Genomic DNA, 17,282 nt, shown 5'->3' with positions numbered 1-17,282 from the left:
AGCCTCCTCCTGTCATGGGAGGGGGCTTTTTTAATGCCGCACAGAAAAATGGCGGATAACTGCCATTTTTTACCTTTCCCTGCTTTTTTCGGGCGGTGTTCTGGCCCGCTGGCGGCTTTTTTTACCCCCCTCTCAAAAAAAAATGATCGCGTTAACCTTCTCTTAGCCGTTCGAGGGTTTATTCAAGCTTGAACACGGGCACCATGCCCGCTCGAAATGGAGATCACAACGTGAGCCTTTCTATTAACACCAACACCTCTGCCATGGTTGCTCTGGAAACGCTGAACGCGACCCAGACCCAGCTGAGCGCCACCGAAAACGCAGTTTCCACCGGCAAGAAAGTTGCAAATGCTTCCGACAGCCCGGCTGCTTTCGGTATTGCCTCGCAGATGAACGGCAACATTGCCGGTCAGGGTGCCGTGAATGACGGCCTGTCCTTCGCTTCCACCGTTGTCAGCTCCACCAACAGCGCCGCCAACCAGATCCTTTCCGTTCTGGCAGAAGTTCAGGCTGCTGTGACCACCATGGGCAACAACCAGGGCAGCACCACGTCCCTCGCTCAGATCAACACCGAAATCACGGGTTACCTGAAGCAGATCGACACCATTGCAACCAACGCCACCACCAACGGCGTGAACCTGCTGGTCAGCTCCGCCAGCGCATCCACCTCTGGTTCCTTCAACGGCATCACCGCTGCCAGCGTTGTTTACGTAACCGGTCTGCAGGGCAGCACGGCAACCATCAACAACCTGTTCAACATCATCAGCAGCAGTGGCATCACCTCCACAAGCTCCGGCTCCCTGACCGAAGCTCTGGGCCTGTCCAGCTCGCTTGACGGCGACAGCCTGGCAAGCAACAACGCCTTCCTCACCACCACTGGCAGCTTTGCTAGCGGCGTCACCCTGACCTCGGCCATTGCCGCTGTTCAGAAAGCCATCACGGCGATGACCAACGTGACCTCTGAACTGGGTCAGAACACCAAGAACATCGCCAACATGACCACATTCGGTCAGACGGTTTCCGACAACCTGACGGCTGGTGTTGGCGCACTGACCGATGCTGACATGTCCGCAGAAAGCGCAAAGCTGACCTCCCTGCAGACCAAGCAGTCCCTGGCAATCAAGTCCCTCTCGATCGCCAACGGCCAGTCCCAGAACATCCTGTCCCTGTTCCAGTAGTAAGACGCAGGCTGAACACCTATCAGGTTCAGCCAACCTTACTGAGACAGTTGACGAAAAATGCCCTCGGCGAAAGCCGGGGGTATTTTTTTGCCCATATTGCAACGCTCCGGCCTTTGACCTGACCCGTAAGACACGCAGGCCAGTCTGGCCCTCCGGTATGTGGAAACACCTGCACCGTTGGCGACACAGGCCACTCTTCCCGATAAAAAACGCGCATGACCACCCTTCTGCCAGAGCAGACAGTGCACCACGCATGCAGAGACACTTGCTGGACTCACTGCTCAAGGCAGCAAAGCGGGCCGAAAGGGGACCCGGTTATGGGTCACACCTCTCCAGCCAACGCATCAGGGGGCTGCTTGCGCCGCCACCCTGTTGCGCAACATGGCATAAAATGCCGAAAAGATTTTGTGCATCTGGGGAATTTTGTAGGGAAAAACGGCCTGATCGTCGCAGGCATGAATGATCAGCGCGTTGGAGAGTTCAAACACCAGCAGTTTGCCATCTCTGGTTTCGGCACAGTCAAAGCCAAAATAGTCCAGCTTGACCGCATCATAAATACCGTTCAGGGCCGCAGCATGCCGCTGGCCAAACTCCTGATCAAAATGGAGCATGGCGTGGGCTTCTTCCCCACGGCGGGCGGCAAACTCCTTCATTTCCCTGTAGGGGTAGTGCACCATCCAGTGGGTGGAAATACCCATATGTGCCAGATAGGCTTTGCCCTCCACCATCACCACGCGATATTTGCGGTAAAGCTGGTCGTCCGATGCGTAATTGACGAAATTGGCGACAAAAAACAGCTCTGCCCCAACATCCGTCAGATAGGCGGCAAGGTCCTGCGGCTGGTCTATCCGGCGCAGGCCAATACCGCCATGCAGCCCAAGGGGGCGCACAATAAACGGGTAAGCCAGATTAAGGCCCAGAGAATCCAGCGTATCACGCCCGGTGCTTAACCGCTCCAGTGTGGCGCGTTCGACCCGGTATGTCTGTGCCATGTGCAAGCCCGGCACGGTGTGCAGCAGGTCAAACGCCGCAGAGCGGGAAAGCTGGGGAATATACTGAGGTCTGTTGAGCACCGGCACCGGGCTGTGTGCCAGCACCTGTGCCAGTTGCTCCAATACGGGGGTATGGGTGTCCCCCTCGCCGACCGCGACAAACACAAGGTCATGCGGGGGGAGTGTCTGCGGCCATGCCAGACCGGGGCCAACATACACCACATCCATATGAACGGGCGCATTTTCCAGAATACATTCTATGGGGGTGTTGGCGGTCAGGTCTCCGGGGGTTTTAACCACCAGCAGGCGCAGGGCGTCCCCACCTGCATGGGTGAGGGTGAAGACCTGCTGTACCCTGAGAGCTTCGGTCAAAAACGCCTCGGCCTGCTCTGGCTCAAAGGTTAACTGCATGACCAGCGCCAGATCGAGCAGCGTTTGCGCTGTTGGAGCCTGTGCGGCCTTCTGGAGCAGTTCAGTCCGGTAATGCGTAATATCCTGCCCCTGCAGGGACTGCCGCAGGAGCGGGGACAAACCAGAAGCGTTCATGTTTATACTCGACTACAGCCGGGGACAGAACCAATACAATGTGCCACAGGCCATAGACGTGCAAAGCACTGGAATAGACAAAACACTCAGATATTCTACTGACCGGCTTTATTTCATCAGATTGATGGTACGCGTCAGCATGGAGCGGGTGATCTGCATGGTGTTCAGATTCGCTTCGTACGAATGCTGGGCATCATGCGTATCCATAATCTCGACCATGGTGTTCACGTTCGGCACCTTCACGTACCCTTTGGCGTCTGCCGCGGGGTGAGAGGGGTCGTAGCGTGTTTCAAACGGCGTATGGTCCTGCCCGATGGACTTGACCTTAACGCTGGATGCGCCCGTGGCCTGATCCAGCGTGGTCTGGAAGGTAATGGTCTTGCGGCGGTAAGGGTCCGCACCGGGGGTGGAGCCGGTTGTATCCTTGTTGGCGAGGTTCTCGGCCGATACGCGCAGGCGTTCGGCCTGTGTGCGCATGCCATCGGCGGAAATGCCAATCGTGTTGGTAAAGTCCATCTGCTGCTTCCGTCCTTACGAACTGGTGCCCAGCGCGGTGGAGAACATGCCCATGTAACGGGTGTAAACCGTGGTGGCAAAGCGCTGCTGGTCGTTGGTATCGGCTATTTTGCCCAGCTCATCTTCCAGCCGGACCTCGTTCCCATCAATGGAGGCGGTGCCGCCCGCGGTTTTGCGCGCAAGGGCGGTATTACCCGGCCCGACCATATGCCCCGGCTCGGTCTGCACCATGGCCATGGTCATCTGGTTCTGCAACACGCCTGCAAAAGGCGTCACATCCTTGGAAACGTAACCCGGCGTATTGGCGTTGGCCACATTGCCTGCCAGAACGGACTGGCGCGACTCCAGCCATTGCAAGCGTCGCTCTGCCAATGAAAACAGGTCCGTCCCGCTATGGGTCAGCGCGGTCTGGGATGACAGTGCCTCCAGCATGAAAATGCCAGCTCCCTTGTGTTTGTGCGGTGCCGTAGGGGAGGCCAGACCTCCTCTGCTCACGGCAGTTCGTCTATAAATAGCGTTCCTTCCCCCCGATTGCCACAGATTTATTGGCCCCATCCCCTCCAGCGCCGCCCAATGCCCCATGACAGATGCCCGGCACAGCGTTATGGCATGATGCGGACAGCACAGACCACGCCTTTGCCAGAGCGAGCAGAGCATGCGCACACCCAGAATGACTGATGCAACCCTTCAGGTCGGGGCAACACTGGCCATGCTGGTCTGGAGCCTGCTGGCCCGTACCGTGCCCGCCGCTCTGGCCGGTATGTGCATTGCCCTGCTGTTCCCCCTTTCCGTGCGGGTTTGTGCCCTTGCGCTGCGCTGGCTGCCTGTGGCGGCAGGGGTGCGCCCCCCTATGGAGGCGCCGAACTCCCAACAGCAGCATGAACTGGTGGCAGGCTGCCTGCTGGCGGCGGCCTGCTCGCTCACCCTGCTGATCTACACCCCTCCCTCCATTGTTCTGGCGGACGGGGTAGCCCTCCACCTTGCCAACCTGCTGGTGCAGTTTGACCGGCGCGAAGGCTGGCTCCCCAACGCCATCCTCATGCCCATGCTGTTATGCGGGCTGCTGGCGGGGGCGGCACTTGGCCATGCGGGCAGCGCCATCGGGGGGGCCTGTGTCGGCTGGATGCTGGGGGGCGCGGGCCTGTTCGGCCTGTCCATGACCCGGCGGGGTAATTTTATGTCCGCTGCCGATCTACTCTTGCTAAGCGCATGCGGGGCATGGGTGGGACTGGGCGGGTTCTGGGCGTTTCTGTTCCTTTCGGGGATTGGGTTCTGGGCCATGCGCGGCCTGCGGCGCAACACGCACACCCCCATGGTGCAGGCGGCTGTCTGCTCCACCGCGCACCCTGTCTGGCGCTACCCTACGGCCTTGCCCTGCGCCGTTGGAATGCTGATGGTGTTTTTGCTGCGCAACAGCCCCGCCCTGCCCTACTGGGCGCAGTTCATGCTGGGCGGTTAGCACGCCGGAAGCAGACATCCCCCCTGCGGCAGCAAACCCGTGTTATCCGGTCAGGGGTCATACAGGTCGGGGCAACACTGGCCGGGTCCGCTCCAAGCGAATCCATTCTGGCTGGTCAGGGTTTGGCGGTGGCCGCAGCAGGCTTGGGTGTCGTAGCCTTACCGGGTTTTGGCCCACCGACCTGTGTGAGCAGGCGGAAGACGCGCCCGCTCTCACCATCCATGTTCCGGTCTCCCACCAGTTGACCCAGCCATGCCAGCGTCTGCGCATCCGATGCCTGAGAGGCATCAGAGGCCAGACGCAGGGCAAGTGTCTGCTGGGTAGCGCTCAGCGGACCCTGGGGCGGAATTTCCGCCTCGGCCATTTTGCGCACACTGGCTACGGCGGCGGGCCATTCCCCCCGGCTTTCATGAATACGGGCGGCCATATCCAGCGAATCGGAAAAACTATCGCCGTTCAGCAGGGCCAGAGCAGCAGTCTGGTCGCCTTTGGCCAGTGTAATGCGGGCCTGCAGGCGGCGGCGCGAAGCTTTCATGTCCTCCGGCAGGTCGGGGCTATCCGTGCGCTGGAGCACGTCGGTCGCGCTCGCAAGGTCCTTGAGCGCAATGTAGGACTCCGCCAGCCCCTGCCCCGCCAGTGCCTTGAGTTCGGGCGAATCCAGCATGGGCACGGCATCGGAGAACGCTTCCTGCGCCTCATCCGCCAGCCCAAGGCCCAGCAGCATCTTGCCGTAGGCCATCAGGATTTCGCCTTTTTTGGTGCCCGGTTGCAGGTCGGCCAGATGGGCGCGCAGCATGGCCGCACCGTGCAGGATGGAATCGCGGTCCGTATCCTTGACCACTTCGGAAGCCACGGCGGCAAGGGTCTGGAACAGCATGGGCGACAAAACAGGCTCGGACACCTGCTCGGGCGTGTCCTTGACCATATCCAGCGTGGCCAGTGCTTCGGGCCATTTGCGCGCACGCATGTAGGCATCGGCCTGCAACAGCCGCACGGTGGCCTCGCGCCCGGCAAGGCGGGCATCGGGCATTAGGCCATTAAACATTTCCGCTGCGGCAACCGGGGTCAGCTTGCCGTCGGACATGTCGAGCGAGATTTTCTGCTCCAGCGCCTTTTCCGCCACCACAGGGTCCCGATCGACCGAGAGCGCATTAAACGCATCATACGCCTGAGCGCGCCTGCCCGTACGCAGGTCGCGGAAGGCCGTAGCCAGCTTGTACGCGGAGCCTGCTGGCAGCCTGTCCAGCGCGCTCAGGTCTTCCGCCGTGCCGTAGCGGCCAATCTGCTCGGCTGCAAAGGGCAGCAGCACGCTGCGCACACTGGTCGGGTAATTATCCAGCCGGGTAAAATCCCGCGCCAGCAGGTGGGCGGCCTCGGCCTCGTGCCCGCCCTTGAAGGCAAGGTAGAGACCACGCCAGACCTGTGTTGCGCGCTGCTCGTTATCGGGCCAGGGGCCTTCAAGCAGGAACGCGCCATCCATATTGCCGCTCAGCAGTTCGGAGGCGGCAAGCAGAAAACTGACCTCCGGGCGCGCGGCCTCCTCGGGATCATCTTCCAGAGCGACGGTCAGGATTCCGCGGGCTTCCAGAAAAGCGCCAACGCCAAAGGCCGCACGGGCTTCCTCCAGCCGGGCGGCAAAGCGCTGGGCCGGGTCGGAATCCGCCGCGGCCAGCAGGGCTTTGTGCAGGCGGGCTTCGAGCTGCTCATCAGGCAGTTTTTGCAGACCCAGCCAGTCCAGATCGACCGTATTGGCGTACACGGCCACCTTGCTGTCGGGGATCTGGTTTTCACCCGATGTCAGCAACGCGCCATCGGGGGTTGCGCGCAGCCCCACATCAGGCGAATTCGCGGCCACGACCACGCCTTCGGTCGTGGGCCAGATGTCATACCCCTCCCCATGACGGAAGGAGAGAATCCCCCCGTCATCCGTGGTGGAGGTGCCCACAAACAGCTTCTGCCCGGAAGCGGGGTCCGTAATGCTGAGCACCCGGCCGGGCTTGCGCATGGGGTAGAGAATCCCCCCATCCGCCATAACCGGGTTGATCACGCGCCGGTCGCCATAAACATTGCCCGGCGGGGGCTTGTCCCCCAGCACCCAGCCTTCTGCCTGCTGGGACAAAAAGAACTCGCGCGTATCAGGCAGCTTGACCTGCAACAGGGTAGCACCCGGCAGGGTTGTCACGGTCAGGGTGGAAAAAACACCGTCCCCGCGCAAGGCGCTGGTATCCATGGGTTCGGCATTGTCCACCACAATCACAAAGCTGTCGCCACTGCGGAAGGCGGCCAGCCCCATGCGGGGGGACAGGGGAATGAGAACGCGACTGGTTGATGTGGCAGGCACATGAATGGGACCATTACCAGCTCCCGCGACACCGGAGCCGGAACCACCGGGCAGCCCTGCCTTTTGCCCCGGCTTACGGCCCTTGCCCGCTGTTTGCGGGGCAGAATCAGGCGGGGAGAGCGGCACGTCCAGCACTGTGGCTTTCCACGGTGCGGGCAGGCCCTTGAGCAGATCGGCATCCGCTGCGGTGCCGGGGTCGGCCGGAGCAGCCGTAGCACCTGCCGTGGCCGCCGCACCTGCTGCTGCGGCGGCGGCTGCCGCAGTGGCCGCGTTAAGCCCCTTGCCCTTGGGGGGCACAGCCTGAGGGATATGGGGCGCATGGGTACGCCGCGCCGCATCGGCCACGGTTGTCATGGCGGAGCAGGACAGAAGCAGGGCAAGGGGAAGAAGGCAGCGTCTCATGCAAACGGATCTGCTGAAATACACGTCTGGTTAATCCTGAACGAACAATGGCCCCGCCGCGAGGCGGGGCTCTTCTGTGCATATGACAGCAGGTGCAGGAGAACTGTAGCTGCCGACCTGCCAGCCAGAGCAGTCAACACGAACCTGTCAGTCATGCAGGACCAGAACGGACACTGCCGCTGCTGCGCACTCATCAATCCCCTGAAGCATCATGCGTTAAATCTGGAGAGCCTGTCCCGGCTGGTTGCCTGCTGGGGTCGGGACAGGCCCGAACCCAACGCGCGATCAGGCCAGAAGGTTGATAAAGCTGGCCGAGCCGGAATGTTTGTTATGCGTATTGCCCGAGGGCACAACCTGCCCCGTTGCGTCGAACTGCATGGAGGAGGAAGACCCGTCCTGACTGGTGGACGCAACCTTGAGCGCACTGGAGGCAATATGCTCGGGCTGGACCGAGCGATGGGCCCCCTGAGCCATGTTGGCCGTGGCCGTGCGCATGCTGGAGGCAAGATGGGCGGCAACCGTGGTATCTGCCATGTGTACGGAACCTCATTCAGGGCTTACGGGAAACACGAGAGCCGGTATGCCGCACCGCAGCGCCACATGCAAACCGGAAGAAAAAATCTTGCGCTCAGACTATGGGATGGTCTTGCCTTAGCCAAGGTGTTTTTTGGAGTCTGCCCTTGCACAACCCTCAATGCACCCCAAATACCCGACCAGCACCGTGCCCCGGCCTGCCAGACAGAGTTGATCCACCGCAGTTCCCTGCGGCATCAGGCACATGCATTCGACAGAACCGATAGACGGAAAAAAACATGCGCCTGTTGTGTATCGGAGACACCTCGACCCAGGGGGATATCCGTCCCTACCGAGGTCTGGCGGAAGCGGCGGTGGAGGGGGCGCTGTCCCTGACCATGTCCGGCCCGGAAGGGGTGGTGGAAACCCTGCGCCGCTCGCAGTACGATATTGCGGTTATCCAGCAGGCCCGGCCCGATACGCGCCTGCTGCGCCACATCCGCAACTCCCGCATTCCCACCCCGGTCATCATGATCGTGCGCACGTCCACCCCGCAGGAAGTAGCGGAAACCCTGTCCATTGGCGCGGATGACTGCGTGAGTGCCGCCATAGAACCGGTGGAGCTGCTTGCCCGCCTGCGCGCCATTGTGCGCCGCACCGGCGGGCATGACAGCCTGAGCCTGCATATCGGCCGCATGGTCGTGGACGTGGACTGCAGGCAGGTCCGGATAGATGACCGCCCCCTCCCCTTAACCCCGCGTGAGTATGACGTGGTGGAACTGCTGACCCTGCGCAAGACACAGGTGCTCAGCAAGGAAGCCCTGCTGGACAACCTGTATGCAGGTCAGGAGGAACCACACGCCAAGATCATTGATGTGATGGTCTGCAAGATCCGCAAGAAACTGCGCGATTTTGGTATTATCGACCCGTTTATAACCCAGTGGGGCATTGGCTACAGGCTGAACGAACAGGCGTTCATCCCCCTTGGCGCGCGCATGAACGCGCACAGCGCCACCCCTGCCTCGCGCGAGACAAGTCTGCCAGTGACACGCGGCATCAACGTGATTTCCCCCACCACCAAAATGGACGTGCTCTAATCCGCAAGGACCGGGCGGGCGGGCATAAAAGCCACTGGCCTTGCGGGGGCCAAATGGATTAGACTAGCCTTTATGTTCCAGACCACTCTCATGGCGGCAGGCGGCATGCCCCCTCCGCGCCAGACAGGGCCACTATGACCAGCGATCTCACCACACGCAGCCTCGACGCGCTCAACGCCTACGGACAGACCCAGAAGAGCATGCAGTCCGCAACGGACGGGCAGGGCACGGGTTCCACAGGGGGAGCCGATATTGTTTCCGGCTTTACGTCCGCGCTGGACAACGCACTCCACGGTGCCATCCAGACCGGCAAAACGGCAGAAACCCAGACTGCGGCCGGTCTGTCCGGTCAGGGCAACATGAGCGATATCGCCACCTCGGTCGAAGAAGCCAAACTGACCCTGCAAACCGTAACCACCGTGCGCGACCGTATGGTGCAGGCCTATCAGGACGTCATGAAAATGTCGATCTAAGACCGCCCCATGCATAATACGGTCGATATCCACGACATCCTGCGCCAGACACTGTTTGTGGCGGTCAAGCTGGGAGCCCCCTCCCTGCTGGCCTCGCTGGTGGCGGGTGTTCTGGTATCGCTCTTTCAGGCCATGACGCAGGTAAACGAAGCCACACTTTCCTTCGTGCCCAAGTTCGTGGCCGCCATGGCCGCCCTGCTGCTGACCGGCTCCTACATGGCCTCTACCCTGAACACCTATGCCCGCACCATTTTTGATCAGGTCATTATGGTTGGCGGGTCATGACCGGTTCCCACACCCCGTCGTGGGCATGACCGACTACCTGCTGTTCCCCGGCGGGTCCATTCAGGTGCTGGCCGCCATGTTCCTGCTGGTGCTGTGCCGGGTCAGCGCGCTGGTCATGGCCTCCCCCGGACTGGGGGAGAGCACATCCCCCATGATCGTCCGCGCAGGCATTGCGCTGTGCATTACCTTTGCCATCCTGCCCCTTGAGCAGAACGCGCTCAAGGATGTCTCGGGGCAGGCGCTGCATATGCCAGCCCGCGCCATTGCCATTATTGCGGGCGAACTGCTGTACGGTATTTTCATTGGCTGGCTGGCGCGGCTCGTCTCGCTCGCACTGGGCATTTCCATGCAGTTCGTGGCCATTTTTACCGGCCTTGCCAGCGTGCTCCAGCCCGACCCGGAACTGGGTGCCGGCAGCACCGCCATCAGCCATATGGCCTCTTTTCTGGTCCCGGTTATTTTTCTGTCCACGGGGTTGTATGCGCTGCCACTGACCGCCATTACCGGCTCCTATAGCGTGTTCCCTCCCGGCCATGTTCCCATGGTGGGGGATATGGCGCGCAGTGTTACGCAGGTTACGTCCCAGACCTTTATGCTGGCCTTCCAGCTTTCGGCCCCGTTTGTGCTGATCGGCACGCTGTGGCCTGCCATGCTGGGGGTGCTCAACCGGCTTATGCCGTCCATTCAGGTCTATTCCATGGCCATGCCCGCCCAGTTGCTGGGGGGTGTGCTGCTGCTGGCCATTCTTATTCAGGTCATGAGTGGTGTGTGGCAGGAACGGGCGGGCGACATGCTGCTGGGCCTGCCCGGCATTGGCGCCACCCCCGCGCACCCCTAGGAGCAAGCGCGCATGGCCGATGACAGTTCAGGCGAAAAGAGTCAGGCCCCAACCGGAAAACGGCTGGAAAACGCACGTGAGGAAGGCAATATTGCCCAATCGCGCGAGGTACAGCTCCTGATTGTTCTGAGCGGCTTCCTGATTGTTTTTACCACCAGCACCGGCCTGTCCGCCTACAGGTTTACCAGGCACATGTATGGGCTCATGGCCCATTTTGACAGTATTCCCTTCGACCGTGCCTCCCTCTACCGCGCATCCGTACAGGCATCGCTGGAAGGAGTCTGGCTGGCAGCCCCTCTGGTGGGTACGGCACTGCTGGTCACGCTGGCTTTTGGCGTGGTCCAGAGCGGATTCCTGTTCCGCCCGCAGGCCATCATGCCCGACATTACGCGCCTGTCCCCCGCCAAGGGGATCTCGCGGATATTCAGCAAGAACAATCTGGTGGAAACCGCCAAAAGCCTGATCAAGCTGGTGGTGTTTGGCTGCGTCCTGTTCGGGGTCGCCAAGGAGACCCTGCGCGTGGCTCCCGTTTCCGAGCGGTGGAGTGTGCGGCACCTAACGTCCGAACTTATCTCGTGGTTTGTGTACGCGACACTGGTGGTGCTGGTGGTGCAGGCCGTCATAGCCGTGCTCGATGATGTGTGGACACGCTGGAACCGGCTACAGAAACTGCGCATGAGCTTTCAGGAAATCAAAGACGAAACCAAGGAAATGGACGGGGACCCCAAGGTAAAGGCCCGCCAGCGACAGATGCGCATGCGCCGCCGCCGCCGTATGGTGCAGGCGGTCAGGGACGAAGCCACCGTGGTCATTACCAACCCGACCCACTACGCCGTGGCCCTGCAATACGAAAACGGGGTGCATACCGCGCCTAAAATTGTCGCCAAAGGCACGGATGAACTGGCCGCGCGTATGCGTGAGGCGGCAGAGGAGGCCCGCATTCCTATTGTCCCCAACCCGCCTTTGGCGCGCGCGCTGTACACCCTGCCGCTGGATTCGGAAATTCCGGCCGAATACTTCCAGCCCGTCGCCACCATTATTGCTTATGTCATGAAGCTCAAAACCCCCGGTGCGCGGGCTGTGACACCACCCCCGCAACAACCCCCACCCCCACGCCGCTAACAGCCGGAAAACGGCGGTTTACAGTTCTTTCACGCAGGAAAAACTTGCGTTTCGTGCCCTACATGCTACTCAGTTGGGTAACTCAGGCGCAGGTCGTGTGGTCAGGCGTGTTGTTGCCCCGGAACCTGCTAGCCATCAACCCAGTGGCTGAAGCGTGTGCCCAACCGGCACAGACAGCCAGCGTAAGATAACTGCGCATCCACAAGGCAGGGACGACACATGTCTATTTTCAACTCCCTTACCACGGCTGTCAGCGGGATTAACGCTCAGGCCACCGCGTTTACCAACCTCAGCAACAACATCGCCAACAGCCAGACGGTCGGCTACAAGGCCGACACCACCGCGTTTCAGGACTTTGTGGCTGGTGCGGGCTCCACGTCCGGGTCGTTTGCACAGGGTGTGGCCAACTCCGTGGCCGCCGTAACCGTGCAGCACGTCAACTCCCAGGGGACCGCGGCCTCCAGCACGGACGGACTGGCCATGTCCATTTCCGGCAACGGGCTGTTCAACGTTTCCAAAAAGACCGGGGCCGTCACTTCGGCTGGCGCTGACTTTGCGCCCGAACAGTACTACACCCGTAACGGTGAGTTCTATGAAGACAAGGACGGCTACCTGCAGAACACCAGCGGTTATTACCTTGATGGCTACATGGTGGACCCCACGACCGGCGCGCTGAACACATCCAGCGTAACCCAGATCAATGTCGCCAATGTAACGTTCCGGCCTACGCAGACCACAACGCTGACAGCAACAGGCACCCTGTCCTCCGTGACCGGGGCAACCCCGGTGACAACGAACACCACTGTTTATGATGGCACCTACAATCAGGCCAACCCCAAAGCCAATACCGGGGATGTCACGCTGACGTGGACCCAGTCCTCCGCTACCGAGTGGACCGTAGCAGCCACGTCCAGCACCTCGGGCATGTCCATCACACCCACAACGGCCTATACGGTGGACTTCAATACCGATGGTTCGCTGAAATCCGTGACCGACAGCTCCGGCAACAACGTGACCTCTACCCTGAACGGGGCCACCGCCAACCTGCCGATCTCCATCACCTACCCCGATGGCAACACGCAGAATGTGAAGGTCAACATCGGCACCATTGGTGGCACAAGCGGCATGTCCCTCAGTGTCACCTCCACAACCCCCAAAACCGTCAGTGACAGCGTGACCACCGGCACGTACCAGAGTGCGAGCATCGAAAGCGATGGTTCCGTCATGGCGACGTTCGACAACGGGGACACGCAGTTGATCGGCAAGGTGGCCCTCAGCAACTTTGCCAATGTCAACGGTCTGCTGGCGCAGGATGGGCAGGCTTACACGGCCACAGCCGCCTCGGGCAGCGCCCAGACCGGGCTGGTCGGCCAGAACGCAACAGGCTCCCTGACGGTTGGCTATGTGGAATCCTCCACCACCGACCTGACCAGCGACCTGTCCGCCCTGATCGTGGCGCAGGAAGCCTACACCGCCAACACCAAGATCGTGACCACGGCAGACCAGCTGCTTCAGGCCACCATCGCCATGAAGCAGTAAGCCGCTTTTTAAACCAAAGCGCTTCTGCACCGGCCTGCCACAAAGCAGGCCGGTTTTTTTTGTGCCCGCCTATTCGGCGGCTATCGGGTAATCAGCCGTATAATCCAGCCCGCAATCGGAGAGCACAAAATTGCTCACCAGTTCCACCATTCTGGCGGAACGCTGGCTCAGGTCCTGACAGTCAGCGGAGGCGAGTTCGCTCATGGCGGATGTTTTTTCCGTCAGATCACGCAGGGCGGCGGCCTCACGGTGTGTCCCTTTAACGCTCTGCTGCTGACCGCTCATTTCTTTGTTAATCCTGCTGATGGCGTTGTTCACCACCGCAATGCCCGCCCCTATATCTGACAGGTCCTCCACCATCTGGTTAACCGCATCTGCCCCGCTGCGGATCACCGCCTCGTTCTTTTGCGCACTGACCGCAATCTGGCGGGCGGCGTGGGATGTCTTCACCGACAGGTCCCGAATAGCCATGGCCACAACCGAAAACCCGCGCCCCATGGCCCCGGCCCGTGTGGCCTCCACATTGGCGTTAAGGGCCAGAAAATTGGTCTGGGCCGCAATGTTCTGAATAGCGCCAACCAGATCGGATATGGTTTTCCATGAGGCTTGAATATCCGCCATGGTGGCGCGCACATCGTTCATGTTGGTGCTGCCCCGTGCCGCAGCGTCCACACATTTGCGCGCGGCCTGCTCGGCGGCTACCGTCTGCCCCGAAACATCGTCCAGCGACGCTTCCAGCGTGGCCGTAGCATTGGTCAGGCGGTGGATGGAGCCAACCTGTGCCTCGTTCTGGCTGAGAATACGGGTATTGCTCTGGCTGATGGAGGAGGCCGCGTCCTCCACCTGCGTGGAAACCTCACGAATATCGGAGACCACTTCGTTCAGCCCGGTTTTAAGCCTGGCAAAGGCTGCCGCCAGCACGGGCGAGCGTTCGGCCACATCCCGCGCCAGTGTGGCACTCAGGTCGCCTTCGGCCACACGCTCAAGGGCCTGAGCAATCTGTTCCAGCGCCGAGCGCTCGGACGCGGCTTTCTGCCGTTCCTCCTCCAGCCGCGCAAGATAGATGGAAATGACCAGATCCATGTCCAGAAACGCGGCCTTGAGTATAGACCCGATCTGCTGACCCAGCTTTTCGCCCATTTCGGCCTCGGCCGCCGCACGGCCAAGGGAAAAACGCCGCCCGCCGCGCACCCCCCGCCGGATCAGACGGCGGCAGATGGCATCCAGCAGCACGGCGTAGCCATCAATATACCACCGTGGCTCCAGCCCGATGCGGGCATGGGCGTGGCCAATCCGGGTAACGTCACTAACGTAGTCCGGCCCGAACTTGCCCGATAGAATGGTTTCCCAGTGCGCCTGCTGCAAGGTGCGGGCCTTGGACGTAATGGCCTCGGTCGGGAAAAAACGGGCCAGTTCAGGCACATCCTGCACACGTTGATAAAATTCGGACAGACTCTCGTCCAGAATCTCGGCCATATCAGGGCGCATACCGGCCAGCGTTTCCCGCTCTCGCCGCTCTATGCCCATAAAAGACAGTCTGTCAGCTATTGAAGCAGGCTACCAGTGGCCAGCCCGCGCGTCCGAATTTTCCATAGTCGAGCCACCTTTTTTGGCCCCTCGACCGTTCAGAGCATGGTGCTGGTATCGAACTCCTGTCCGGAACCTGCGGATGCTTCCAAACCTTCCAGAACGGTTTCTGCAATCCCGATCAGGGGTGCGAGAGACAGATTGGTATCAAGTATGGCGCGGATGCCATAACGCTGCGCCTGAGAGGCAAGTCTTACAAACAGCTCCCTGTCCTCATAATTGGTAGCCCCTGCATCCAGCGAATTCGCCTTCATGATCATGGACCATAAACGCTGGTTCTTGGTCAGGGCCTTCAGCCGGACAGAAGGATCAGAACTGGCGGATGCCGTTTCCAACTCTTCAATCAGCAGCCTGAAGCAGGTCGCATCGGCCTGTCGGTCCGTCATGGAATACCCAGCCACATTCTGGTAGGCACGCATTGCGGGATGGATCATGATTGCACCATATTTTTAATCGGCTGTTTCCCGCCAGCAAGGGCAAAAATCAGCAATGTGTGTGTGTATCATTTATCCTACACCGGGCGTTAGAGCGTGACCAGAGCAACCTAACGGAACCTACAACCCCAAGTGTTGGCAGGAATTTATAAAAATTTTCTATATTTTTGCCGATTTCCTACCGGCTCGGACCTCCGCCTGCAACACGCCCGCGTGAGCGCATGATCCGGCACACAGCAAAAAGGCCGGGCACATATGCACCCGGCCTTTGCTTTACACACAGCCCCCTGCAAGGCAGGGCAACAGCCTAGAAGTCCGACCAGTCCCCGGCCCCGCTGCTTTCCAACTGGCGCGGAGCGGCAGGTTTGCCAGTGCCAAGGGCCGCAGGGCGACGGGGCGTGCTGGCCGGTTTGGCCAGTGCCGGACGTGCCGAACCACCACGAGGCCCGGCCAGCGCGGGACCAGCACCGGGCAGGGTGAAGTGGCCGACCACATCCACCAGATTAGCCGCCTCGCTCTTGAGGTTATGGGCAGCAGCCGCAGTCTGTTCCACCATGGCGGCGTTCTGCTGGGTTGTGGCGTCAATATGGGTCGCGGCGGTATTGACCTCGCCCAGACTGCCTACCTGCTCGCGGGCCACATTGGCGATATTGCCTACATGAGTGGTAATGGTTTCCACCTGCCCGGCCACCAGCCGGAGTTCCTTGTCCGTCTGTTCCACAAGGCGCACGCCTTCGGTCACCTGCCGGGTGGAAATCTCGATCAGGCTCCGGATATCGCGCGAGGAGGTGGAGGAACGCTGCGCCAGCGCCCGGATTTCGGTCGCAACCACGGCAAACCCGCGCCCGGCGTCACCCGCGCGGGCGGCTTCCACCCCGGCATTCAGGGCCAGCAGATTGGTCTGGAAGGCAATGTCATCAATAATACCAATAATGGCGGACATTTTGGCCGACGATGTTGCAATTTCCTGAATGGCGGACATGGCCGACAGCATGACCGTGGTAGAGCGCTGCACGGCGGCATGAGCACTCTGCGCCGCATCGCGCGCTTCCTGCGCGGCTTCGGCCTGATTATCCACACCGTTTTTAACACTGGTTATGGAGGCCGTCATCTGGCCCATGGCCGCTGCCTGCCGTTCGGTTCGCTGGGCAAAATCCTGCGAGGCTTCGGCAATTTCCATCGACCCGCCCTGAATAAGGGCAGAAGCCGCAGCCACATCAGCCATGGCTTCGGACAGGGAGGCCACGGCCTCGTTAAAATCGCGGCGCAGGGCGTCAAACTCTGGCGCAAAGGGAGATGTAAACTGGAAGGCCAGATTGCGATCCGCCAGTGTGCGCAGCCCTTTGCCCAGTTCCACGATCATGCCGTTCTGCTCAAGGGCCCGCTGCTGTGTCAGCTCACTCATGCGCTGTTGTTCATCGGCACTGTCCTGAGCAATCTTTTGCAGATCAAGCTGCCGGACCTGCGCAGTGCGGAAGGTCGTCAGCGCTCTGGCAAGACGCCCGGCGCAGTCTGACCAGTCAACATAGGGGATTTTTTCATCCAGCTTGCCTGCCGCAATACGCTCGGTCAGGGCTGTAATCGTCTCAAACGGCACGGCGGCGTGGCTGATCAGCATCCAGCGGGCCAGAAAAACCATAAGGGAACTGACGACAAACCCGCCCAGCCCCAGATAACGCTGCACAGACAGCGGCAGGTCCATTTCAGAACTGACAAGCTGCACCAGGATCTGCAAAAGCATGTAGGCCTGCAAACAGGCCATGACGATGGAAATTTTCCGTCTCAGGGGCGCTTTTTCGGTAAACCATGCCAACATATTTTTCCACCTCAATGCCAGTTACGGCATGAGGATAGCCGATTTCCCCCCAAGTTCGTCAATTTAACGTTAAGACATATGTTAAATTTAAAAAAACATTAGGTAGAAATCCGGTCTCGATGCGGCTCGGCCAGCCCCCGT

Annotated in this window: 16 protein-coding genes; 8 read left to right on the top strand and 8 right to left on the bottom strand. The window is 60.5% G+C overall.

Translation table 11 applies throughout. The features are described from left to right. Positions 1 to 230 precede the first annotated feature (230 nt). Entirely contained in the window at positions 231 to 1,178 is a 948-nt protein-coding gene (locus HNR55_RS08655; RefSeq protein WP_166113453.1) for a flagellin, read from the top strand. A 347-nt stretch (positions 1,179 to 1,525) separates the two neighbouring features. Here HNR55_RS08655 and HNR55_RS08650 read toward each other — a convergent pair whose 3' ends face one another. The 3 genes from HNR55_RS08650 to HNR55_RS08640 form a co-directional block, all read right to left on the bottom strand. Continuing rightward, positions 1,526 to 2,719, bottom strand: a complete 1,194-nt coding sequence (locus HNR55_RS08650) for an ATP-grasp domain-containing protein (RefSeq protein ID WP_166113456.1) — start codon at positions 2,717 to 2,719, stop codon at positions 1,526 to 1,528. 108 nt (positions 2,720 to 2,827) lie between these two features. After that, on the bottom strand, positions 2,828 to 3,235 hold the full coding sequence (flgC, locus tag HNR55_RS08645) for a flagellar basal body rod protein FlgC (RefSeq protein ID WP_086647008.1): 408 nt from the start codon (positions 3,233 to 3,235) through the stop codon (positions 2,828 to 2,830). Between the two features lie 15 nt (positions 3,236 to 3,250). Further along, positions 3,251 to 3,667: a flagellar basal body rod protein FlgB gene (locus HNR55_RS08640; protein ID WP_166113459.1), complete on the bottom strand. Its 417-nt coding sequence runs from the start codon at positions 3,665 to 3,667 to the stop codon at positions 3,251 to 3,253. A 223-nt stretch (positions 3,668 to 3,890) separates the two neighbouring features. Between HNR55_RS08640 and HNR55_RS08635 the strand changes: the two genes are divergently transcribed. Beyond that, positions 3,891 to 4,694 carry an A24 family peptidase gene (locus HNR55_RS08635; RefSeq protein ID WP_166113462.1) on the top strand — a complete coding sequence of 268 codons (804 nt, stop codon included), beginning with the start codon at positions 3,891 to 3,893 and terminating at the stop codon, positions 4,692 to 4,694. Between the two features lie 115 nt (positions 4,695 to 4,809). Here the strand turns inward: HNR55_RS08635 and HNR55_RS08630 are convergent, their stop codons facing one another. Beyond that, entirely contained in the window at positions 4,810 to 7,437 is a 2,628-nt protein-coding gene (locus HNR55_RS08630) for a tetratricopeptide repeat protein (RefSeq protein ID WP_184382652.1), read from the bottom strand. Between the two features lie 285 nt (positions 7,438 to 7,722). Then, complete coding sequence (locus HNR55_RS08625) at positions 7,723 to 7,971, bottom strand: hypothetical protein (protein ID WP_166113465.1); 249 nt, start codon at positions 7,969 to 7,971, stop codon at positions 7,723 to 7,725. Positions 7,972 to 8,249: 278 nt separating this feature from the next. On the opposite strand from HNR55_RS08625, the gene HNR55_RS08620 reads away from it, so the two are divergent. The 6 genes from HNR55_RS08620 (at position 8,250) to HNR55_RS08595 (ending at position 13,304) form a co-directional block, all read left to right on the top strand. Beyond that, complete coding sequence (locus HNR55_RS08620) at positions 8,250 to 9,047, top strand: response regulator transcription factor (protein ID WP_166113467.1); 798 nt, start codon at positions 8,250 to 8,252, stop codon at positions 9,045 to 9,047. A 134-nt stretch (positions 9,048 to 9,181) separates the two neighbouring features. Further along, the gene (locus HNR55_RS08615; RefSeq protein WP_166113470.1) at positions 9,182 to 9,520 is read left to right on the top strand and encodes a flagellar hook-basal body complex protein FliE; all 339 of its coding nucleotides are present in this window, start codon (positions 9,182 to 9,184) and stop codon (positions 9,518 to 9,520) included. A 9-nt stretch (positions 9,521 to 9,529) separates the two neighbouring features. Then, on the top strand, positions 9,530 to 9,805 hold the full coding sequence (locus tag HNR55_RS08610; protein WP_166113473.1) for a flagellar biosynthetic protein FliQ: 276 nt from the start codon (positions 9,530 to 9,532) through the stop codon (positions 9,803 to 9,805). Continuing rightward, entirely contained in the window at positions 9,792 to 10,643 is an 852-nt protein-coding gene (locus HNR55_RS08605; RefSeq protein WP_242005487.1) for a flagellar biosynthetic protein FliR, read from the top strand. Before HNR55_RS08610 ends, HNR55_RS08605 begins: the two co-directional genes overlap by 14 nt. A gap of 12 nt (positions 10,644 to 10,655) precedes the next feature. Continuing rightward, positions 10,656 to 11,765 carry an EscU/YscU/HrcU family type III secretion system export apparatus switch protein gene (locus HNR55_RS08600; protein WP_166113476.1) on the top strand — a complete coding sequence of 370 codons (1,110 nt, stop codon included), beginning with the start codon at positions 10,656 to 10,658 and terminating at the stop codon, positions 11,763 to 11,765. A 219-nt stretch (positions 11,766 to 11,984) separates the two neighbouring features. Next, positions 11,985 to 13,304: a flagellar hook protein FlgE gene (locus tag HNR55_RS08595; protein WP_166113479.1), complete on the top strand. Its 1,320-nt coding sequence runs from the start codon at positions 11,985 to 11,987 to the stop codon at positions 13,302 to 13,304. A gap of 69 nt (positions 13,305 to 13,373) precedes the next feature. On the opposite strand, the gene HNR55_RS08590 is transcribed toward HNR55_RS08595, so the two are convergent. The 3 genes from HNR55_RS08590 to HNR55_RS08580 all read right to left on the bottom strand — a co-directional run bounded on the left by HNR55_RS08590 (position 13,374) and on the right by HNR55_RS08580 (position 17,141). Next, the gene (locus HNR55_RS08590; protein ID WP_264813658.1) at positions 13,374 to 14,852 is read right to left on the bottom strand and encodes a protoglobin domain-containing protein; all 1,479 of its coding nucleotides are present in this window, start codon (positions 14,850 to 14,852) and stop codon (positions 13,374 to 13,376) included. 77 nt (positions 14,853 to 14,929) lie between these two features. Next, a complete protein-coding gene (locus HNR55_RS08585; RefSeq protein ID WP_166113485.1) occupies positions 14,930 to 15,325 on the bottom strand; it encodes a flagellar biosynthesis regulator FlaF in 396 nt (131 codons plus the stop codon). 307 nt (positions 15,326 to 15,632) lie between these two features. After that, positions 15,633 to 17,141, bottom strand: coding sequence for a methyl-accepting chemotaxis protein (locus tag HNR55_RS08580; protein ID WP_166113488.1), 1,509 nt, complete (start codon positions 17,139 to 17,141; stop codon positions 15,633 to 15,635). Between the last annotated feature and the right edge of the window lie 141 nt (positions 17,142 to 17,282).

It is taken from the genome of Acetobacter lovaniensis (genome assembly GCF_014207635.1).
Lineage (GTDB): Bacteria > Pseudomonadota > Alphaproteobacteria > Acetobacterales > Acetobacteraceae > Acetobacter > Acetobacter lovaniensis.
This window is presented reverse-complemented; position numbering and strand designations above follow the sequence as displayed.

What these genes read in the sequence shown, in the direction of transcription:
- HNR55_RS08650 (WP_166113456.1), bottom strand. Translation starts at nt 2,719, where the DNA reads ATGAACGCTTCTGGTTTGTCCCCGCTCCTGCGGCAGTCCCTGCAGGGG.
- flgC (WP_086647008.1), bottom strand. Translation starts at nt 3,235, where the DNA reads ATGGACTTTACCAACACGATTGGCATTTCCGCCGATGGCATGCGCACA.
- HNR55_RS08640 (WP_166113459.1), bottom strand. Translation starts at nt 3,667, where the DNA reads ATGCTGGAGGCACTGTCATCCCAGACCGCGCTGACCCATAGCGGGACG.
- HNR55_RS08635 (WP_166113462.1), top strand. Translation starts at nt 3,891, where the DNA reads ATGCGCACACCCAGAATGACTGATGCAACCCTTCAGGTCGGGGCAACA.
- HNR55_RS08630 (WP_184382652.1), bottom strand. Translation starts at nt 7,437, where the DNA reads ATGAGACGCTGCCTTCTTCCCCTTGCCCTGCTTCTGTCCTGCTCCGCC.
- HNR55_RS08625 (WP_166113465.1), bottom strand. Translation starts at nt 7,971, where the DNA reads ATGGCAGATACCACGGTTGCCGCCCATCTTGCCTCCAGCATGCGCACG.
- HNR55_RS08620 (WP_166113467.1), top strand. Translation starts at nt 8,250, where the DNA reads ATGCGCCTGTTGTGTATCGGAGACACCTCGACCCAGGGGGATATCCGT.
- HNR55_RS08615 (WP_166113470.1), top strand. Translation starts at nt 9,182, where the DNA reads ATGACCAGCGATCTCACCACACGCAGCCTCGACGCGCTCAACGCCTAC.
- HNR55_RS08610 (WP_166113473.1), top strand. Translation starts at nt 9,530, where the DNA reads ATGCATAATACGGTCGATATCCACGACATCCTGCGCCAGACACTGTTT.
- HNR55_RS08600 (WP_166113476.1), top strand. Translation starts at nt 10,656, where the DNA reads ATGGCCGATGACAGTTCAGGCGAAAAGAGTCAGGCCCCAACCGGAAAA.
- HNR55_RS08595 (WP_166113479.1), top strand. Translation starts at nt 11,985, where the DNA reads ATGTCTATTTTCAACTCCCTTACCACGGCTGTCAGCGGGATTAACGCT.
- HNR55_RS08585 (WP_166113485.1), bottom strand. Translation starts at nt 15,325, where the DNA reads ATGATCCATCCCGCAATGCGTGCCTACCAGAATGTGGCTGGGTATTCC.
- HNR55_RS08580 (WP_166113488.1), bottom strand. Translation starts at nt 17,141, where the DNA reads ATGTTGGCATGGTTTACCGAAAAAGCGCCCCTGAGACGGAAAATTTCC.